Below are 17,284 nucleotides of genomic sequence, written 5' to 3'. Positions count from 1 at the left end.
TTTCGGAACACATGGATGACCGCACAGCAGATTGCCGAAGTAACCGGCCTGAAGGTGCGTACCGTTCACCGTCGCATTCAGTTCAGCCTTCCCATTGAAGGGCCGGCACGTAGGGGACCGGAACCGAAGCGGTATGAGTTCCGTGGCAAACTCGCCACGGCACGGGAAATCATGGCAGAAACCGGATTGTCGCGCTCTCAGGTTCACAAGCGCACGGATGGTGTTCGGTTCTTCGATCTGGACGAAACAACAGACCCGTATGCGGACTTCCAGCCGAACTGTCGCTTCGTCACCTATCGCGGCATCAAAGACAGCTTGGCAGGTTGGGCACGCCGCACGGGCATCCCTCGCCATGCAATTGCATACCGAATTGAATGTGGGTGGCCACTCAAGCGTGTCCTAACCGAACCCGCCATGCGCCCCCATCAACGCAAGCGATACCAGCGCAATGCCGAGATCATCCGCAGGATGCTTGAGGGCTTCAGCAAGCGCGCCGTCAACCTACAATCTCTGGAGCGGCTAGCATGATCACCTCAGCCAGAAAGACCAACTGCCACACCAATGGCCGTGGACGCACCTCGTTTCACCAGCTTTACCGCTCTCTGGATGCGAACGTGCCGCTTCACTTTCTCAGTCACATCGAAACGAAAATCCGCAGGGTCGGTCCGTCCATTTTCGAATTCATTGACAACGATATCACCGATTTCACCCATTATCGTGATGACTTCCTCTTCGGACATCCCGGAAAGCGAAACGTAAAAGTAATCACTCTCCTGAGTGTAGTTCTCGAACAAAATTACCGGAAGTTCAGCGGTGCCGATGCCCTGTTCTTTTATGACTTGGCGCGAAAGGTGGATGCCATAACTTCTTTTCGTCAACGGCACGTCAATCGCATAGCCACCCTCCTTGTAGGGAATAAGCATGTGCCAAGCGCGACCCACATGAGCGTCAAAGCCCCATTTCGCATTCATCACGACTTCAATATTGCGTTGAGTGTAACCACTATCCAAGAACAGAGTTATCAGCGCCCGCTGCCGTTTGTACCTGTCGAGTTGTTGTTTGCTCGAAATAGTAAGCATGCCTTCCCCTCCAAAACCCAAACGCGTCAAGCCAAAGTCACGGCGAACTCTACACACGTCAAGCTCCGACACCGGGGTATGCGACGACTTTCACCTAACCCACTGGGACCGGCGGGGGGAGTCGCGTGCGCGATTTGCATCCCCGGAAGGAGCTTTCGCAATGACCATCATTAGCGTGGAAGATGCGAAAGCGCATCTGAACATTACCGTGGATACCGACGACGCGTTGCTTTCCGGAAAGATTGAGGCTGCCGAGGCGTGGATTAGCCGCTGGCTGGAAACCCCGCTTGCCGAGATGGCCGAAGTGCCGGCCGATCTGAAGGAAGCCGTCCGGCTGCTTGTCGGGCATCTCTATGAAAACCGGGAAGCAACCCTCGTTGGCATCACAGCCGAGGAAATTCCCTTCGGCATCTGGGACATCATCAACCAGCATCGGGCGTGGAGTTTCTGACATGGCGAAGAACCCCGGTCTGACCCGCCTGCAAAAACGCCTCGACGCGATCCCACGCGCCGTCAAACAGGCAGTGCAACCAGCTTTGAAAACATCCGGTGATGAACTTGCCCACCGGATGCGTGCGCTGGCTCCGGAAGACACAGGTGCGTTGAAGCGCAGCATTGCAGTGACGCCACCGGGCGGCACCACACCGCCCTATTCGCAGCCGGGAGGTTCCCAGACCGCAACGGAAAATCAGGTTCTGGTTACTGTCGGCAATTCTGAAGTCCGCTATCCGCACCTTGTTGAATACGGCACCGCCAACGCTGAAGCGCAGCCCTATTTCTGGCCTGCTTACCGGCTCACCAGAAAGCGCATCACCAACCGCATCAAACGCGCTATGCGCAAGGCTGTGAAAGAGGCGAGATGAGCGAACCCAGCTTTTACTTCAACAGAGCCATTCGCGCCCGTCTTGTGGCTTCGTCGGCGGTCACGTCACTTGTGCCAGCTTCAGCGATCATTGACCGCAATTCACGCCCTGAACTGGATAATGCCATCATCATCGGGGAAGGCATGACGGTACCCGATGACGGTTTCGCCCGGTCACGTTATGAGACTTTTGCCGGCCTGCATATCTGGCGGAAGGAACCCGGTCTTGTCGGGGCGAAACAGATTGCCGGCGCAATCCGCGCTGCCCTTTCCGATGGACCGCTTGCCGTGGAGCTGTTCCACGTTGCCGACTTGCGGATAGCGTCCACCCGCTTTTTGCGCGATCCCAACGGCACGCATTCGCACGGTATCGTGTCCTTGGAAGCCCGGCTTGTGGAGATTACATGATGCGGGCCGGGAAGCTTGATAAGATCATCACTCTTCAGCGGTTCACCTCGACCGTGGACGAAGACGGTACGCCTATCGAGACATGGACCGATCTTGCCACGGTACGCGCCCAGCTTGTCCAATCCACCACGGAAGAGTTCATGCGCGGCTGGGGCGCATCGTCTGAAGCGGCCATCGTCTTCCGCATCCGGCACATGGACGACATCACGCCCGCCGACCGCGCAAGGTATCAAGGGCGCGCCTATGATCTGAAGGAGATCAAGGAGCTTGGACGCCGTGAAGGTTTGGACCTTCGATGCGTGGCGACCGGGAGCGCGTAGAATGCCCATCGTCATTAAGAAGAAGCGCAAGAACCCTTTCCCCGATATTCCCGACTCGTTTGGCTATGGTCAGCGCGCGGTGGACTATCTGCGCAGGCTGAAGCATCCGAAATCCCGCCTGCCCAATCAAGCTTTCCAGCTCGACCCTTGGCAGGAAGAAATCGTCCGCCGCATCTATGGGCCGTGCGACGAGGCCGGCAATCGCATCGTGCGCAATGTCGTCATCATGCTGCCGCGCGGCAACCGGAAGACTTCGCTTGGCGCGGCGCTGTCTCTTCTGCATACGGATGGGCCGGAAGCTGTTCCGGGCGGGGAAGTGATCTTTGCCGCCGCCGATCAGAAACAGGCGAAGATTGGCTTCCGGGAAGTGGAAGGCATTGTCTCCGCTGGCGACTTCCTTTGGCGAAAGGGACAGGCTTCCCGCCGTTACGATGCCGGTCATCATGTGAAGCTTCAGGAATACAAGAACCGCATCACCTTTCCGAATGGCTGCTTTCTAGAAGCGCTCTCCAACGATGCCGGCACCCAGCACGGGCGGACGCCAGTCTTTGCCCTGATTGACGAAATCCATGCTTGGCAGAAGCGTGACCTCTGGGACGTCATCCGCACTGGTCTTGTGAAGGTTCCCGGTTCCCTGTCCATCGTCATTACCACGGCAGGCCGAGGGCAGGAGAACATCGCCTTTGATGTGATTGACTACGCCCGGAAGGTCGCGCGGGGAGAGATTGAAGACCCTGCAACATTGCCGGTCCTGTATGAGACGCCCCGTGATGCCGACTGGCAAAGCGAAGACGTCTGGAAGGCGGCGAACCCCGGCCTTGCATACGGCTACCCAGACATACATGGTCTTCGGCAGCTTGCCCGCGAAGCCGCCCAGCGCCCAGCCGAGCGGGATGCCTTCCGGCAATTACATCTGAACATTTGGCTGGACCATTCCTCCACGCCCTTCGTGGACATGGCAACCTATGATGAGGGCGCGCAACCCGTGTACCTTGAAGAACTGGCCGGCGAACCTTGTTGGCTTGGCGTGGACCTTTCCAGCAATTCCGACCTGACTGTGATCGTGGCCGCGTGGCGTACGGGCGAAGACGGTTACACGGTTCATCCGTGGTTCTTCTGCCCGCGTGACAATCTGCACCGGAAAGCGGACCGGGATGGTGTTCCCTATCCGCTCTGGGCCGAACAGGGCTTCATTGAACCCACACCCGGCAATGTTGTGGACTTCCGTGCCGTCGAAGACACGATCCGCGATCTTTGCCAGCGTTTCGACATACGGGAAATCGCCTTCGACCCGCATCTTGCCCGCAACATGATGAACACCTTGCGAGAAGACGGTTATCCCGCCGTGGAAATGCGGCAAGGTTGGGTAACCATGGCACCTGCCATCAAAGAGCTTGAACGTGCAATCGTTGCCGGCAGGTTCCAACATGGCGGGCACCCCGTCCTTCGCTGGAACTTCGACAACATTGCCGTTGAGATCGACAAGGCCGGCAACAAAGCGTTCCACAAGGGCAAGAGCAAAGACCGCATCGACGGTGCTGTTGCCGCCGCGATGGCCGTTGCCCGCGCCGCTGCCGGGGAAGGCCAAGGCCCATCGATCTTCGATGATCCCGATATCACCGCCGCCGATCTGGTCTGGTGATTGCAATTCTACAAGGAGGCCCGACCATGGCCCGCGAAACCGAACAGCTTGTTGTTGCTCTTGAAGCCCGCATCCGGGACTTTGAAAAGAATTTCCAGAAAGCGAACCGCACGGCGAACGACAACTTCAGCCGGATAGAGCGGCGGGCCAAGCAATCTGGTGACCGGCTCGAAAAATCCATGGCATCGGCATCAAAGCGCATGGGTACGGCACTCAAATCTTTCGGCGCAGGCTTTGCCGGCGGGATTGTCGGCGGGCTCACCATCGCAGGGCTGCAACAGATCGCGGGGCGTATCCATCAAGTCGCCGAAGGTGTGGCCATGATTGGCAGCAACGCCAAGCGGGCGGGCTTGGATGTGAAGGCGTTTCAGGAGCTTTCCTATGTTGCTGACCAGAACCGGATTTCCGTGGACGCGCTTACCGATGGCATGAAGGAGCTTAACCTTCGCGCCGACGAGTTCATTGTTACGGGAGGTGGTCCCGCTGCCGAGAGTTTTCAGCGTCTGGGATACAGCGCTTCCGAACTTCGTGAGAAGCTGAAAGACCCGTCTGCCCTGCTTGTGGACATCATTGCCCGCATGGAGCAACTGGACCGCGCCGCACAAATCCGCGTTGCGGATGAACTCTTCGGCGGCACCGCTGGCGAACGGTTTGTCGAACTCTTGGACCGGGGCGCTACAGGCATCCGCAACATGATCCGGGAGGCCAACGAGTTCGGGCTGGTCCTCGACAAGGACATGATTGCAAAGGCTGACGAGATCGACCGGAAGTTCAAGCTGATAAGCAATACGATCAGCACGGGCGTTAAGTCTGCCATTGTGGAAGCAGCAAGCGGACTGTTCTCATTTCTGGATCGCCTCAATGCGTTCGAGGAACAGCAAACCCGCACCCTTGGCGATCAGCTCAATGACATTGGAAAACGCCGTCTCGAAATAGAAAACGAAATCCTGAAGCTCCGCGAGGATAAGGAAACGTCCATTGGCGGAACTCTCTTTGGCACTGCCTACGACAAGCAGATTGAGACCCTTGAGCGCAAAAGTAGGGAGCTACACGAGACCGAAAAGCGCATTCTGAATGTTCTGGACGAGCGCAACAAAAAGGTAGGTGATGCTGCCAAGGAAGCCGTTCCGGACATCACGAAACTGAACAGCGCCGTTCAGGGCACGGGAAGCAGCACCAAAGGTGCGGCCTCCGGACTGAAATCTTATGCTGATGCCATCCGAGCGCTGAAAGGAGAAATCCCGGAACTTGCCGAGCAGCTTGCCGAATTCGATGCCAGGGCAAAAATTGACACCGCCTATAGGGCAGCCATGGCTCAGGCCACCACCAAGGAAGAACGGGACGAGGCGACGGGCTTGCGCGATCGCGCTTTAGGCACCATCGGTTCCCCGGTCATGTCGGACGCTAGCAAGCGAACACCGGGCACCGCGCTGGGGACGTTTTCTGAACTTGCCCCCAAGATTGTCTCCGACCTCATGCGTGATCTTCAGATCACCAAGGAACAAGCAGCGGGCATCGTCGGCAATCTTGGTGGCGAAACAGGCGGCTTCAAGCACATGCAGGAACTCAATCCGCTTGTGAAAGGATCACGGGGCGGGCTGGGCTGGGCACAGTGGACAGGTCCGCGCCGCCGTGAATTTGAAGCTTATGCCGCCAAGATGGGCCTTCCTGCCGATAGCTACGCTGCCAACTACGGAAATTTGCTTCGTGAATTGAAAGGACCGGAAGGCGCGGCCCTCGCGCACCTTCGGGAGCAAACGACCGTAGAAGGGTCAACGCTATCGTTTTTGGACAAGTTCGAGCGTGCCGGCATCCGCCATGAGAAAGGCCGCATCAATTGGGCGAACCGCGCCTATGATCCTGAAGGGGTGGAGCGGAAGGAACTGGAAGCACAGCAAAAGCAGAAGCAACTTCAGCAGGAAGCGCAGCAGCGCATCAAGCAGCAGGCCGAAGCCTATTCCGACATCATTGCGCAGGCGAAGCAATACAGCGCCGCACAGGCGAATGAACAGCAGGCGCTTTCCATGACGGCACAGGCCGCCGCCGCTTTTCGGCATGAGCAGGACATGCTCAATCAGGCCCAGCAAGCCGGCCTTCAATTGACGCCCCAGCAACGGACAGAAATCCAGCACTATGCACAGGGCATGGCACAGGCTGAAGCGGCCACCCTTCAGTTCGCACAGACACAGCAGCAGGCTGCCGAGTTCTCCCAGATGCTGGGCAACAGCGCGATAGATGCACTAACCGGCATTGTTTCGGGCACCATGACCGCAGAACAGGCTCTTGCCCAGCTTGGACAGCAATTGCTCAAGATCGCCCTGCAATATCTGCTTCTAGGACAGGGACCGCTTGCCGGCGGCGGTGGTTTCGGCGGTCTGTTCGGGGGCGTTGGTTCGCTTCTGGGCGGCTTTCTTGGATTGGCGGACGGTGGCCGTGTTGCCGGTCCCGGCACCGCGACCAGTGACAGCATTCCCGCGATGCTGAGCGATGGGGAATATGTGGTGAATGCCCGTGCCACCCGGAAGCATCTGCCCGTGCTCGAAGCGATCAACAGCGGGAAGGCGCCAGCGTTTGCCACGGGAGGGCTTGCCAGCCGCAATGCCTTCAGCAGCGCCATGACCTATGCGCCCAGCCTGTCCTTCAACATGCAGGGCAGCAGCGGCAACCCGAAGCAGGACGCCCGGTTCGCCCAGCAAGTCGCAACCGCCGTGGATGCTGTTCTTCAGCGCCCGGACGGCTTCAGGCGTACCGAAGGCCAGAAGCTCGCCAAATTGGCGGGAGACCTTCGCGGGGCTGGGGGGCGGAATAGCTGAAGCACGATGCAATCAACTTCACGGGAAACAACATTTATTTTTCGCGTATTGCGTCGTGAACAACGACTTCCCGCACCTTTCGGTTGACGCAGCAGCCCTATAAAGTGTGAGGGTAATTTTTTCGGCGCGGGGCATTAAAATGCGGCAAGTGATTGCAGGGTTGTGGGTACGATTATCTAAGTTCATTTCCGCAAATTGGGAACGCATCCTATTTGGCTTGGTGGGCTTGATAGGTCTTATATTCAGCTTTAGATATGTTTATCAGGATAGGATAACAGAAGCGTCGGCCGTTTTTGCAATGGCCTTTCTTAGCTTTATTTATTCAAATCTATCGCGCTTCAAACGTTTCAAGGGACTTGGCTTCGAGGCTGAGCTATGGGAAGACAAGCAGAAAGAAGCAGCCGACTTAATTGAAAGGCTGAAGAACGTCGTTTCCATATATACGCACGAAACTGTTATGAATGACGTTTTGCGTGGGCGTTTTAGCGACGGAGTAAGATGGAATAATACTTGGACACTTTTTAACAATCTTGTTTCGCAGCACGACGTTCTTGGTCAAAAGATAGATTTTTCCAGCTTGAAGCGGGACGTGGATAGCTATTTTCTTTTCGATATGTGTATGCCCGCCGCAAGTGCGGTACAGATTGCTATAGAAAACGCGAAGCGAGAAGCTCGGCAGAAGATCGACACTGAGTTTGGGACACCTATCCGCGATGCGGCTGGATATGGCGCACGCATTGCCAAGCTAAATGAAATTACGTCCCGTATTGAAGAGCCGTTTACCCTATCGAAAAGTCGCAACCTCGCAAGAGTTGCCATCGACATGGCCGCAGTTGCGCGTGAAAAACTAAAAAGCCACTTCGAGATAGACCTGCCGCTAGACCAAGAAATGCTTGATCGCCTTCACGCGATAGAAAGTCTATACGAAAATCGCCCAGTACAGGTAACCGACGAACTAATTCTATGGGCGGACCGTTGGCATCACTGACCTAGTACGACGCTGAACGTCCCACCAAGTGACGCCAGCCGAAACCATCGGGCAGCGCCGTCCGCGATTTCCATAGACCGGCATCCGGGGCGATCTTGTTCAGCGCCCGCCGCACACTTTCCTTGTGCTTCCGTTCGATAGGTTCGCCGGGATACGCCAATTCACACAGTTCCTCGACCGTGAACCGCTTCGCCGGTTGATCCTCGAATGCCGCCATGATGCGGCGTTGCACGATGCCCGGTCCCCGGCTCATTTCGTCCTTTCCACCGACTGCCTGAACTCCGCGAACTCGCTTTCCAGCTTGGCAAGACGTTCCTCGAAAGAGGCCATGGAATTTGCCTTGGCCTTTGCAATCCACGTCGTTCTGCCGCTTTCCCGTTCCGCATCCTCAATAAAGGTGCGTTCCAGTCGCGCCACGATTTCCCCGTTCAGGGTCCGGTTTGTCTCTTCCGCCGCCGCCTCAATCTTGTCTTTGAGGGTCCGCGCCAGCCTGATCTTCATTTGTGCATCTTCGGTCATAGTTCAAAAATAGACCAAAACCGGTTTACAGACAATTCCGGATCATGTAAACCAATTTCGGTCCATAAGTAAACCGAATGGAGTTTGCTATGAGAGATCATTCCGCCTTGAGCATCCGGCTCCCCCTTGACGTGAAGGCGAAACTTCAGCTTCGCGCTGGCAGCGGGAGCCTGAACGCTGAAGTCATCCGCATGCTGAAAACCATGCTGGACGCCGAGCCGGTTCACTTTCGGCTCTACCAGAAGAACGGCTTCTATGTTCTCGACACCGGGGCCGGAACGGAAATCCATGACGTGTTTATGAGCAAGGATGAGGCCGTTAAATCCGCCGTATTGACACTCAACAGCATGGGGTTGAACGAAACCGACCTTCTCGACATGACCGAGAAGGAGACTGTCCATGCGTAACCGCGCCGCTGTCTATGCCCGGTTCTCGACCGACCTTCAGAACGAGAAGAGCATCGAAGACCAGATCGCCTTGTGCCGGGACTTCGCCCGCCGTGAAGGCTTTGAGGTTATCGCCGTGTATCAGGACCAAGCCCGTTCAGGGGCTTCTCTGCATGGCCGAGACGGCATTCTTGAAATGCTTGCCGATGCCAAGGCTGGTAGGTTCGATGCCGTCATTGTCGAACAGATGGACCGCCTTTCCCGCGACATGGAGGACATGGCCGGGATGCACAAACGCCTGTCCTTCATGAACATCAAAATCGTGGAGGTTCACGGCGGCGAGGCCAACACCTTGAGCGTCGGAATGCGCTCAATCTTTTCGCAGCTTTTCCGCGAGGACAACATGCACAAGGTCCGTCGCGGCATGACCGGCCTTATTAAGCAGGGCTTGACCGCAGGCGGCAAGGCTTACGGCTATCAGCCCGACCCGGCGAACCCCGGCAGGCCGACTATCATGGAAGATGAGGCCGAAGTCGTGGAACGCATCTTCAAGGATTATGAAGCGGGCATATCGCCCCGGCAGATTTGCTACCGGCTGAACGGGGAGCATGTGAAGCCGCCACGGGGCAAGCGTTGGGAACCATCCGCCCTCTACGGTAACAAGGATCGCGGCGCGGGCATTCTCCGCAATCCGATCTACACAGGCCGTCTTATCTGGAACAAGGTCCACATGGTCAAAGACCCGGATACGGGCAAGCGTCTGAGCCGACCGAACCCGCCCAGCGACTGGCAACGCGCCGACGTGCCGGAATTGCGCATCGTTTCCGATGAGCTGTTTGACGCCGTGCAGGTTCAGCTTGCCGCACGGTCTCACACCCAGCGCAAGGATAACGTGGGCGCACAGCGCCGCCCCGTGCGCCTTCTGTCCGGTCTATTGAAGTGCGCCGCGTGTGGCTCCGGCATGGCGGTAGCTGGCCCGGATAAGTCGGGCAAGGTGCGGCTCCGTTGCTCCGCGCACAAGAACAGCCGGTCATGTCCCGATCCGAAGACGTTCTATCTGATCGACGTGGAAGAATTGTTCCTCGACAGCCTGACCCGAGAGCTTGCCACCCCGGACCAAATCCACCGCTATGCCAAGGCATACATGGAAAAGCTCCATGCCAATGCCGAACATGAGGACCGACGCCGCAGGCAGATCGACAAGCGGCTTGGCGAGATCGAAAAGGACAATGAGCGTTTGACCGACATGCTTATGCGCGGGCTGGGCGACACCCGCGTCATCGACAAGCGTATCAAGGAACAGGCCGAAGAGCGGGCAGACCTTGAACGCGAATTGCGCTCCCTTCCTGAAGCCAGCAACATCGTCGTGCTGCCGAGCGCCATCAAGAATTTTGCCGACAAGCTACGGCAAAGCAGGGCGAAGACAGAAGTGGTCCTTCAGACGCTGGACGATATGGGCGAGCTTCCCCGGCTGGTGCGGGAACTGGTGCATTCGATCACGCTCCGCAAGACGGAGACAGGAAAGGTTGAAATGGAGGTTGTAAGCTCGCTTGAGCCATTCTTGCACGATGATGAAAACCCCGTGAAGGCCAATCGCGGCTGGGGGGTTATATCGATGGTAGCGGAGGAGGGATTCGAACCCCCGACACAAGGATTATGATTCCTCTGCTCTAACCGACTGAGCTACTCCGCCGCCAGGAGGCTTCAGGAACCAGTGTCGAAACCAGTCCGGTGCCTCACGAAGACGCGCGGATATAAGGTGGCGTTGTCTGTTGTGTCAAGCGGGGGAGACCGTTTCTTCGGGGAATTTGTCGTGGCTTACAAATTCGCTTAAGAAATGACCGGGTTTTCAAGGGCAGGGTTGAGTCGCGGGGGCGGCGTCTGTATGTGTTTTCAGCGCCAAAATCTCGGGCGAAGGATTTTATGAAACCGCGTATTGCCGTACTCGGATGTGGCTATTGGGGCTCTAACCACATTCGCACGCTTAAGTCTCTCGGAGTGCTGGCTGCCGTGTCCGATGCCAATGAGGCGCGGGCTGAAGGCTTTGCCAGCGAGCATGATTGTGTGGCGATATCGCCGGAGGCGCTTTTCGAGCATGCCGGGATCGACGCAATCGTTCTGGCCCTGCCGCCGCAGTTTCATGCCGAGTATGCCATTCGCGCCATGCGCTCCGGCAAGGACGTTCTTGTCGAGAAACCGATTGCTCTCACGGTGGATGATGCGCAGCGCGCCGTTGCCGTCGCGCGCGAAACCGGACGCATCATCATGGTCGGTCATGTGCTGCGCTTTCATCCGGCATTCGAGAAGCTCAAGGAGCTGATCGATAAGGGTGATCTCGGCGAGATCCGCTATATTCACTCGCACCGCCTCGGCCTTGGCAAGTTCCACACCGAGAACGATGCCCTGTGGGATCTGGCGCCGCACGATCTCTCGATGATTCTCGCGCTGACCGGCGTTGCGCCGGAAGAGGTGCGCGGTGAGGGCGCGGCGCTGCTCGATCACCTGAGCGACTTCGCGCATCTGCATATGCGCTTCCCCGGCGGTCTGCGAAGCCATCTCTTCACCTCGAGGCTCAACCCTTATCGCGAGCGCCGCCTGACGGTGGTTGGCGACAAGGCGATGGCTGTGTTCGACGATGTCGAGCCATGGGGGCGCAAGCTTGCCGTCTATCGGCATGCGGTCTGGCACGACAGCGGGCACTGGGCCTTCACCACCAATGAGCCGACCTATGTGGATGTGGAAGAGGGAATGCCGCTCACGCGTGAGCTGCAGCATTTCCTCGATTGCATCGAAACGCGCGGCGAGCCGCGCACGACCGGGGAAGAAGCCATTGAGGTTCTTCGCATTCTGACAGCCGGTTCAGTAACACATGGCTGACGCTTTTTACGGGACAGGCGAAAGCGTATGCCCCGTAAAAAGCTGCGTTTCATCGAGGCCGTGAGCCCGTCGGAATGCCGGCCTCTCCCGGGCGCGTGATCTTAGGCGCTTTGGGCCGTTGCCACCAGTCTTGTCAGCTGGGCTTCAGCTTCCCGACCCCGCTCCGAACGCTCGATAAACCCGCCGCCATAGACGCGGGCCTCATTGCCGTCATCCGAGTAAAGCACGCAGGCCTGTCCCGGGGCGACGCCGGCTTCTCCCTCGGTCAGTTCGACCCAGGTCACGCCGTTCTCGTGATGCAGCACAGCCGGGCGCGGCGGGCGCGTGGAACGCACCTTGGCGAACACTTCCATGCCGCCCGCGGGCAACCCGCCGAGCGGGCCGTCGCCCAGCCAGTTGACCTGGCGCAGAAAGACCTTATGCGTTTCCAGCGCCTCGCGCGGCCCGACGATGACGCGTGCATTCGCTGCATCCAGATGCACCACATAGAGCGGCTCACCTGTCGCCACGCCGATGCCGCGCCGCTGGCCGATCGTGTAATGCATCACGCCGTCATGATGGCCGAGCCTGCGCCCGTCCAGATGCACGATCTCGCCGGGTGTCGCGGCTTCGGGCTTCAGCTTGCTGATGATGTCGGAATATTTGCCGCGCGGCACGAAACAGATGTCCTGGCTGTCCTGCTTGGTGGCGACGCTCAGGCCCATCTCCTCGGCAATGGCACGCACTTCCGGCTTCGACAGACCCCCCAGCGGAAAGCGCAGATAGTCGATCTGCTCCTGCGTTGTGGCGAAGAGGAAATAGCTCTGGTCCCGATCGGCATCCACAGGGCGGGTCAGGGCGCGGTGTGCGCCATTGGCGCGGCTGCGGATATAGTGACCGGTGGCAAGAGCATCGGCACCGAGCTCGCGCGCGGTCTCCAGAAGATCGGCGAATTTGACGGTCTGATTGCACGAAACGCAGGGGATCGGCGTTTCGCCCGCCACATAGCTCTGCGCAAAGGGATCGATCACCGCTTCGCGGAAGCGCTGCTCGTAATTCAGCACGTAATGCGGAATGCCCAGCGTCTCGGCGACGCGGCGCGCGTCGTCGATGTCCTGACCGGCGCAGCAGGAGCCGGGGCGGTGTGCCGCTTCGCCATGATCGTAGAGCTGCAGGGTCACGCCAACGACGTCATAACCCTGTTTCGCCAGGATGCCGGCGACGACGGAGGAGTCCACGCCGCCAGACATCGCCACCACGATTCGGCAGTCCTGCGGGCGTCCGGGCAGGTCGAGGCTGTTCATTTGTTTGATCTTCTTTGTCTCTGGTCGTGGGCGATTACATGCCAATGCGGCGAATATAGGTCAAGGATCGGGTGGCTGCCAGCACGAAGGTTAACGAGCGACCTCAAGAGCGAGAGCCCGGTTTCCCGGGCCTTTGCTGCCGGACTCGGCGCAATTTGAAACAAATCGGCGGCAAATTCCTAACGCGGGATTCATGTCCGTTACCGTATGCTTACCATGTGTTTAGGCAAATTTTAAAGCCGGCGCATTAGCTTGTGTAACGGGTCTTGAGTTCAGGTAGAGAGTACTATGACCGAAATGGTTCGACCGCGCGTAAAATATGTCATCGGCCCGGATGGCAGTCCGCTGACAATCGCGGACCTGCCTCCGAGCAATACGCGCAGGTGGGTTATCCGTCGCAAGGCGGAAGTGGTGGCCGCAGTGCGCGGTGGGCTTTTGAGCCTAGAGGAGGCCTGTCAGCGTTATCGTCTGACGGTGGAGGAGTTCCTCTCATGGCAGGCTTCCATCGATGATCATGGCCTGGCGGGGCTGCGGACGACACGTATCCAGCAATATCGGCATTGATCCGGTTTCGGCGCGCCCGTCCCAGGAATGGAACAGCGCGGCGACTGCCGTTCAAACCCGAAACGGGCCGGCGCCATGCGCCGGCCTTTTTCTTTTCCGCCAATGCGGCGCCGGCAATGCTGCCCGCGCAGGAATAGCGTGAAGCCGGCGTTGGTGCACGGCTGCGTTTTCATCGGGTTTGGGTGGGCACAACGAAAAACGACAGGGAGACCCTGCCGTTCAAACCGGTTCCTCGATGTGATGTGGCTGTGGGAAGAGTGATCAGCCCGTCATTGCGCGCGATGCTGCGGCATCCGGCCTTCCGCGTCCGTCACGATTCTCCAGTGCCTCGGCCTTGGCAAGCTCGGCTTCGGCCTCGGTAAGCTCCGCTTCGGCGGATTTGCGCTGTTCGATCAGCTCGGCCTGCGATGTGCGCAGGTTGTCACGGCGCAGCCGCGCGGCCTTGGCGAAAGTCGGATAGGCAAAATGGTTGAGGTCGGTGATGCCGGCCTTCGTTTCCTCGGACGTGATCTGTGCATCGAGTTCCGCGGCCATGCGGTCGAACTCGGCAATCATCGAATCCAGCTGTGCCATGCGGCGGCGCTTCTCATTAACCTGAAACTGCTTCAGTCGAACGAGGTTTTCACGCGGCTTCATACTCGATACTCCCACAATACGCACACACCAGCGCCCCTCGGCGGCTGTCCGTCCCGTTTACGCCGGGGCAGTCATCCCATGGTAATCGCACTTAGGAAACAAATTCCTAAGATTTGACCCCTTCGGTAACCATTCGTTTACGGGCATTGTTAATCATAAGGACGATGGCTTAAGGCACGGTAAAGATTATGCGTCAGAAAGCCGTAATTTGATTGCTGGGAGAGTCGGTTAGCTGAAATTGCTAATGTGATTCGATCTGTTTAAGAGCGGATATTTGACCATTGGAATCAATGCGGTGCCTTCGAAAGCTGAAAAGGGAATCTGGTGCTTGCCAGACCGAATTAGATTTTGTTAACCATTAACTGGCAGCCTCCGATTCAGGCAATCATTGCTTCGGTGCCGGGTGCCTGCCAGGCCGGGTCGGCGGCGAAAAGGGGATAAAGATGCGCGTTTTGCTGATTGAAGACGACAGTGCCACGGCACAGAGCATCGAACTGATGCTCAAGTCCGAGAGCTTCAATGTCTATACGACGGACCTCGGAGAAGAGGGCGTCGATCTCGGTAAGCTCTACGACTACGATATTATTCTGCTCGATCTCAACCTGCCGGATATGTCGGGTTACGAGGTTCTGCGGACACTGCGCCTTTCGAAGGTGAAGACGCCGATCCTTATTCTCTCCGGCATGGCCGGTATCGAGGACAAGGTGCGCGGCCTGGGCTTTGGCGCAGACGATTATATGACCAAGCCGTTCCACAAGGACGAGCTGGTGGCGCGCATTCATGCCATCGTGCGCCGTTCCAAGGGGCATGCCCAGTCGGTCATCACGACAGGCGATCTGATCGTCAATCTCGACGCCAAGACGGTCGAGGTCGGTGGTCAGCGTGTTCACCTGACCGGCAAGGAATACCAGATGCTGGAGCTGCTTTCGCTCCGTAAGGGAACGACGCTCACCAAGGAAATGTTCCTCAACCACCTTTATGGCGGCATGGATGAGCCGGAACTGAAGATCATCGACGTGTTTATCTGCAAGCTTCGCAAGAAGCTGGATGCGGCGTCCGGCGGTCAAAACTTCATCGAGACGGTATGGGGCCGCGGTTATGTGCTGCGCGAGCCCGAGGAAATTCGCGAAAGCGCCTGATCCTGCTCCTGCATCCCCTTCAAGAACGCGCAAACCCGGCCGCGAGGCCGGGTTTTTTGCGTTTTTAACCTGGTAAGACGTTCGGCAAATGGGTCCTGAACCCTTAAGCTGCCGTTTGAAACTCGCGGAACTGCTCGAGCAACTGGGCGCGGGTGAAGGGTTTTAGCATATAGCCCTGCGCACCGGCACGCTTGGCGCGCATGATCGCGCCGAGGTCGAGTTCGGCCAGACACAGAAGCACATGCGGCTTGAATTCGGCTGGAAGCGCCATCAGTCGGCGCACAAGGTCGCTCGAATCCATGTCCGGCAGCGAACTGTCGATAATGATGATGTCGGCCATATCATGGGCGGAGAGGTCGAGCGCCTCCTGTCCAGTGGCGGCCTCCGTGACCATCATCTCAGCACTGGTCAGGATCCGTTTGGCGACTTTCCGGATAACGCTCGAATCGTCGACGATCAGGCAGCGAGCCATCTTCCATACCCTTTCACGCAATGCAGTCTGCCGCTGACAGCAGACAGGGAGACTATGACGCAAGCTGGTAAAGCCGCCGCAAAGACTTATGGTTAAAAGTCTATTTTCTCGCCGACAGGATGATTTCTTCTGCTGTTGCGCGAATGTTGACGGTCATGCCGGTCTCACGGGCCAGCAGCAGCGTGTAGTAAAACTGTACGCTGTGGGCGTCGATCGGCTCTTCGGGCCTGCTTCCCGAATGAAGCTCCAGAAATTTCGGCGGCACGCGAAGCATCGGGCCTTCCGCAGTGATCCTGAAGGCGGGAGCGTTATCCAGGTCTTCCAGGTAAACACGCAGTTTGCCCCCGCGCGGAATGGCGGAATTGGCGACCAGCAGCAGGTTCAGCAGAAGCTTTACCTGGTTTTTGGGCAAAAGCGCGCGGGCGCCGTGCCACTCGAGGTCAGGCTTTTCGTTGGAGATGAAGGCCGTCGCCACCGATTGCGCGTCGCCGGTGTCTATCTGCATGCCCGCCGATCCGGCCGCGCCGAAGGCGATGCGCGCAAACTGCAGCCGTGCCGAGGCGTTTACCGCGCTGGCGCGGATCAGTGCCATCGCATCTTCGTCGGCGCCGCCCTCGTCCAGCAGTTCAAGGCCATTGTTGATGGCACCCACCGGCGAGATGATGTCATGACAAACGCGGCTGCACAGAAGAGCGGCGAGATCGGTCGCGCTCAGCGAGAAAAGTTCGGACATGGGCATCTGTCCTCCAGATGTTGTTGCATCGGGCCATCGCCGCCTGCTGATGCGCGGTGCTGGCCGGTCCTTGCTCTAGATCGCCGCACGTCCGTCATGACGCACCAGGGACGATCCAAACTATTCATCGAGCATCGGAATAATCCGAAAACCGGATCCCACTTTTCGGTCCGATGCTCTAGATCGCCGTGCGTCCAACCGGACGCACAAAGGACGATCTAAACTATAAATGGAGCATCGGAATAATCCGAAAACCGGATCCCACTTTTCGGTCCGATGCTCTAGTGGTCCTGACTTCGAACAGGTTCCAGTCTCCAACCAAATCCGATCGTAGCCGAATCAGAGCATGGAACGCGCTGCTTCTGGTTACACAGGCGGGCGAAAACCGGCAACAGTTTGGCCGGAAATGGCGTCCGGCGCAGGCGGGCTTTCCGCGCTTCAGGCCATCTGCCGGCCATGTTTCAGCTTGAGGTTAACAGTTGGAAAAGATTCGCGGCCTATTTTGAAGCAATCGTGGCTCAGCGCGGGGTAACGGTGGGCGGTCCAAGACAGCCACTCATGGA

Annotated in this window: 20 protein-coding genes and 1 tRNA gene; 13 read left to right on the top strand and 8 right to left on the bottom strand. The window is 58.0% G+C overall.

The genetic code is table 11. The annotated features are described in order from the left end of the window. The first annotated feature begins 15 nt into the window (after positions 1-15). The gene (locus BLW55_RS05940) at positions 16-528 is read left to right on the top strand and encodes a hypothetical protein (protein ID WP_040677561.1); all 513 of its coding nucleotides are present in this window, start codon (positions 16-18) and stop codon (positions 526-528) included. Positions 529-533: 5 nt separating this feature from the next. Here the strand turns inward: BLW55_RS05940 and BLW55_RS05935 are convergent, their stop codons facing one another. After that, on the bottom strand, positions 534-1,079 hold the full coding sequence (locus BLW55_RS05935) for a hypothetical protein (RefSeq protein WP_090327446.1): 546 nt from the start codon (positions 1,077-1,079) through the stop codon (positions 534-536). Between the two features lie 160 nt (positions 1,080-1,239). Here BLW55_RS05935 and BLW55_RS05930 point away from each other — a divergent pair, with 160 nt between their 5' ends. The 7 genes from BLW55_RS05930 (at position 1,240) to BLW55_RS05900 (ending at position 8,112) form a co-directional block, all read left to right on the top strand. Further along, the gene (locus BLW55_RS05930) at positions 1,240-1,530 is read left to right on the top strand and encodes a head-tail connector protein (protein ID WP_090327443.1); all 291 of its coding nucleotides are present in this window, start codon (positions 1,240-1,242) and stop codon (positions 1,528-1,530) included. Between the two features lies 1 nt (position 1,531). Then, positions 1,532-1,942 carry an HK97-gp10 family putative phage morphogenesis protein gene (locus BLW55_RS05925; protein ID WP_090327441.1) on the top strand — a complete coding sequence of 137 codons (411 nt, stop codon included), beginning with the start codon at positions 1,532-1,534 and terminating at the stop codon, positions 1,940-1,942. After that, positions 1,939-2,349: a DUF3168 domain-containing protein gene (locus BLW55_RS05920; RefSeq protein ID WP_090327438.1), complete on the top strand. Its 411-nt coding sequence runs from the start codon at positions 1,939-1,941 to the stop codon at positions 2,347-2,349. Before BLW55_RS05925 ends, BLW55_RS05920 begins: the two co-directional genes overlap by 4 nt. Continuing rightward, a complete protein-coding gene (locus BLW55_RS05915; RefSeq protein WP_244508997.1) occupies positions 2,346-2,669 on the top strand; it encodes a phage head closure protein in 324 nt (107 codons plus the stop codon). Before BLW55_RS05920 ends, BLW55_RS05915 begins: the two co-directional genes overlap by 4 nt. Before the next feature lies 1 nt (position 2,670). Continuing rightward, a complete protein-coding gene (locus tag BLW55_RS05910) occupies positions 2,671-4,311 on the top strand; it encodes a terminase large subunit (RefSeq protein WP_090327436.1) in 1,641 nt (546 codons plus the stop codon). 26 nt (positions 4,312-4,337) lie between these two features. Beyond that, positions 4,338-7,124 carry a phage tail tip lysozyme gene (locus BLW55_RS05905; protein WP_090327433.1) on the top strand — a complete coding sequence of 929 codons (2,787 nt, stop codon included), beginning with the start codon at positions 4,338-4,340 and terminating at the stop codon, positions 7,122-7,124. A 139-nt stretch (positions 7,125-7,263) separates the two neighbouring features. Further along, entirely contained in the window at positions 7,264-8,112 is an 849-nt protein-coding gene (locus BLW55_RS05900) for a hypothetical protein (RefSeq protein ID WP_090327430.1), read from the top strand. A 1-nt stretch (position 8,113) separates the two neighbouring features. Here BLW55_RS05900 and BLW55_RS05895 read toward each other — a convergent pair whose 3' ends face one another. Both BLW55_RS05895 and BLW55_RS05890 read right to left on the bottom strand, forming a co-directional pair. Next, positions 8,114-8,365: a hypothetical protein gene (locus BLW55_RS05895; protein WP_090327428.1), complete on the bottom strand. Its 252-nt coding sequence runs from the start codon at positions 8,363-8,365 to the stop codon at positions 8,114-8,116. Next, positions 8,362-8,631, bottom strand: coding sequence for an Arc family DNA-binding protein (locus BLW55_RS05890; RefSeq protein WP_090327425.1), 270 nt, complete (start codon positions 8,629-8,631; stop codon positions 8,362-8,364). The genes BLW55_RS05895 and BLW55_RS05890 overlap by 4 nt, the downstream gene beginning before the upstream one ends. A gap of 89 nt (positions 8,632-8,720) precedes the next feature. On the opposite strand from BLW55_RS05890, the gene BLW55_RS05885 reads away from it, so the two are divergent. Together BLW55_RS05885 and BLW55_RS21085 are read left to right on the top strand one after the other, a co-directional pair. After that, the gene (locus BLW55_RS05885) at positions 8,721-9,038 is read left to right on the top strand and encodes a hypothetical protein (protein ID WP_143038419.1); all 318 of its coding nucleotides are present in this window, start codon (positions 8,721-8,723) and stop codon (positions 9,036-9,038) included. Next, the gene (locus BLW55_RS21085; protein ID WP_425286774.1) at positions 9,031-10,677 is read left to right on the top strand and encodes a recombinase family protein; all 1,647 of its coding nucleotides are present in this window, start codon (positions 9,031-9,033) and stop codon (positions 10,675-10,677) included. The genes BLW55_RS05885 and BLW55_RS21085 overlap by 8 nt, the downstream gene beginning before the upstream one ends. Here BLW55_RS21085 and BLW55_RS05865 read toward each other — a convergent pair. After that, positions 10,634-10,710: transfer RNA gene (locus BLW55_RS05865), tRNA-Met, on the bottom strand. The genes BLW55_RS21085 and BLW55_RS05865 overlap by 44 nt on opposite strands. A 230-nt stretch (positions 10,711-10,940) precedes the next feature. Between BLW55_RS05865 and BLW55_RS05860 the strand changes: the two genes are divergently transcribed. Then, positions 10,941-11,894 carry a Gfo/Idh/MocA family protein gene (locus tag BLW55_RS05860; RefSeq protein ID WP_025030287.1) on the top strand — a complete coding sequence of 318 codons (954 nt, stop codon included), beginning with the start codon at positions 10,941-10,943 and terminating at the stop codon, positions 11,892-11,894. A 101-nt stretch (positions 11,895-11,995) separates the two neighbouring features. Here the strand turns inward: BLW55_RS05860 and mnmA are convergent, their stop codons facing one another. After that, a complete protein-coding gene (gene mnmA, locus BLW55_RS05855) occupies positions 11,996-13,177 on the bottom strand; it encodes a tRNA 2-thiouridine(34) synthase MnmA (protein ID WP_090327418.1) in 1,182 nt (393 codons plus the stop codon). 288 nt (positions 13,178-13,465) lie between these two features. Between mnmA and sciP the strand changes: the two genes are divergently transcribed. After that, positions 13,466-13,741, top strand: a complete 276-nt coding sequence (gene sciP, locus BLW55_RS05850; RefSeq protein ID WP_007009631.1) for a CtrA inhibitor SciP — start codon at positions 13,466-13,468, stop codon at positions 13,739-13,741. Between the two features lie 261 nt (positions 13,742-14,002). On the opposite strand, the gene BLW55_RS05845 is transcribed toward sciP, so the two are convergent. Next, positions 14,003-14,377 (bottom strand): flagellar export protein FliJ, encoded by a 375-nt coding sequence (locus BLW55_RS05845; protein WP_065815511.1) that lies wholly within the window; start codon positions 14,375-14,377, stop codon positions 14,003-14,005. Between the two features lie 443 nt (positions 14,378-14,820). On the opposite strand from BLW55_RS05845, the gene ctrA reads away from it, so the two are divergent. Then, on the top strand, positions 14,821-15,516 hold the full coding sequence (ctrA, locus tag BLW55_RS05840) for a response regulator transcription factor CtrA (protein ID WP_007009633.1): 696 nt from the start codon (positions 14,821-14,823) through the stop codon (positions 15,514-15,516). Positions 15,517-15,619: 103 nt separating this feature from the next. Here the strand turns inward: ctrA and BLW55_RS05835 are convergent, their stop codons facing one another. Next, the gene (locus tag BLW55_RS05835) at positions 15,620-15,988 is read right to left on the bottom strand and encodes a response regulator (protein ID WP_007009634.1); all 369 of its coding nucleotides are present in this window, start codon (positions 15,986-15,988) and stop codon (positions 15,620-15,622) included. Between the two features lie 100 nt (positions 15,989-16,088). Beyond that, positions 16,089-16,721, bottom strand: coding sequence for a histidine phosphotransferase ChpT (chpT, locus tag BLW55_RS05830; RefSeq protein WP_090329898.1), 633 nt, complete (start codon positions 16,719-16,721; stop codon positions 16,089-16,091). Positions 16,722-17,284: the final 563 nt, after the last annotated feature.

Source organism: Nitratireductor aquibiodomus (assembly GCF_900105565.1).
In the GTDB taxonomy this organism is placed as follows: Bacteria; Pseudomonadota; Alphaproteobacteria; order Rhizobiales; family Rhizobiaceae; genus Nitratireductor; species Nitratireductor aquibiodomus.
Note: the sequence above shows the minus strand (reverse complement) of the source record. Positions and strands in the feature narration are given on the sequence as shown.

Excerpts from the sequence above, each read along its gene's own strand:
- BLW55_RS05940 (WP_040677561.1), top strand. The coding sequence starts at position 16 with ATGACCGCACAGCAGATTGCCGAAGTAACCGGCCTGAAGGTGCGTACC.
- BLW55_RS05935 (WP_090327446.1), bottom strand. The coding sequence starts at position 1,079 with ATGCTTACTATTTCGAGCAAACAACAACTCGACAGGTACAAACGGCAG.
- BLW55_RS05930 (WP_090327443.1), top strand. The coding sequence starts at position 1,240 with ATGACCATCATTAGCGTGGAAGATGCGAAAGCGCATCTGAACATTACC.
- BLW55_RS05925 (WP_090327441.1), top strand. The coding sequence starts at position 1,532 with ATGGCGAAGAACCCCGGTCTGACCCGCCTGCAAAAACGCCTCGACGCG.
- BLW55_RS05920 (WP_090327438.1), top strand. The coding sequence starts at position 1,939 with ATGAGCGAACCCAGCTTTTACTTCAACAGAGCCATTCGCGCCCGTCTT.
- BLW55_RS05915 (WP_244508997.1), top strand. The coding sequence starts at position 2,346 with ATGATGCGGGCCGGGAAGCTTGATAAGATCATCACTCTTCAGCGGTTC.
- BLW55_RS05910 (WP_090327436.1), top strand. The coding sequence starts at position 2,671 with ATGCCCATCGTCATTAAGAAGAAGCGCAAGAACCCTTTCCCCGATATT.
- BLW55_RS05905 (WP_090327433.1), top strand. The coding sequence starts at position 4,338 with ATGGCCCGCGAAACCGAACAGCTTGTTGTTGCTCTTGAAGCCCGCATC.
- BLW55_RS05900 (WP_090327430.1), top strand. The coding sequence starts at position 7,264 with ATGCGGCAAGTGATTGCAGGGTTGTGGGTACGATTATCTAAGTTCATT.
- BLW55_RS05895 (WP_090327428.1), bottom strand. The coding sequence starts at position 8,365 with ATGAGCCGGGGACCGGGCATCGTGCAACGCCGCATCATGGCGGCATTC.
- BLW55_RS05890 (WP_090327425.1), bottom strand. The coding sequence starts at position 8,631 with ATGACCGAAGATGCACAAATGAAGATCAGGCTGGCGCGGACCCTCAAA.
- BLW55_RS05885 (WP_143038419.1), top strand. The coding sequence starts at position 8,721 with ATGAGAGATCATTCCGCCTTGAGCATCCGGCTCCCCCTTGACGTGAAG.
- BLW55_RS21085 (WP_425286774.1), top strand. The coding sequence starts at position 9,031 with ATGCGTAACCGCGCCGCTGTCTATGCCCGGTTCTCGACCGACCTTCAG.
- BLW55_RS05860 (WP_025030287.1), top strand. The coding sequence starts at position 10,941 with ATGAAACCGCGTATTGCCGTACTCGGATGTGGCTATTGGGGCTCTAAC.
- mnmA (WP_090327418.1), bottom strand. The coding sequence starts at position 13,177 with ATGAACAGCCTCGACCTGCCCGGACGCCCGCAGGACTGCCGAATCGTG.
- sciP (WP_007009631.1), top strand. The coding sequence starts at position 13,466 with ATGACCGAAATGGTTCGACCGCGCGTAAAATATGTCATCGGCCCGGAT.
- BLW55_RS05845 (WP_065815511.1), bottom strand. The coding sequence starts at position 14,377 with ATGAAGCCGCGTGAAAACCTCGTTCGACTGAAGCAGTTTCAGGTTAAT.
- ctrA (WP_007009633.1), top strand. The coding sequence starts at position 14,821 with ATGCGCGTTTTGCTGATTGAAGACGACAGTGCCACGGCACAGAGCATC.
- BLW55_RS05835 (WP_007009634.1), bottom strand. The coding sequence starts at position 15,988 with ATGGCTCGCTGCCTGATCGTCGACGATTCGAGCGTTATCCGGAAAGTC.
- chpT (WP_090329898.1), bottom strand. The coding sequence starts at position 16,721 with ATGTCCGAACTTTTCTCGCTGAGCGCGACCGATCTCGCCGCTCTTCTG.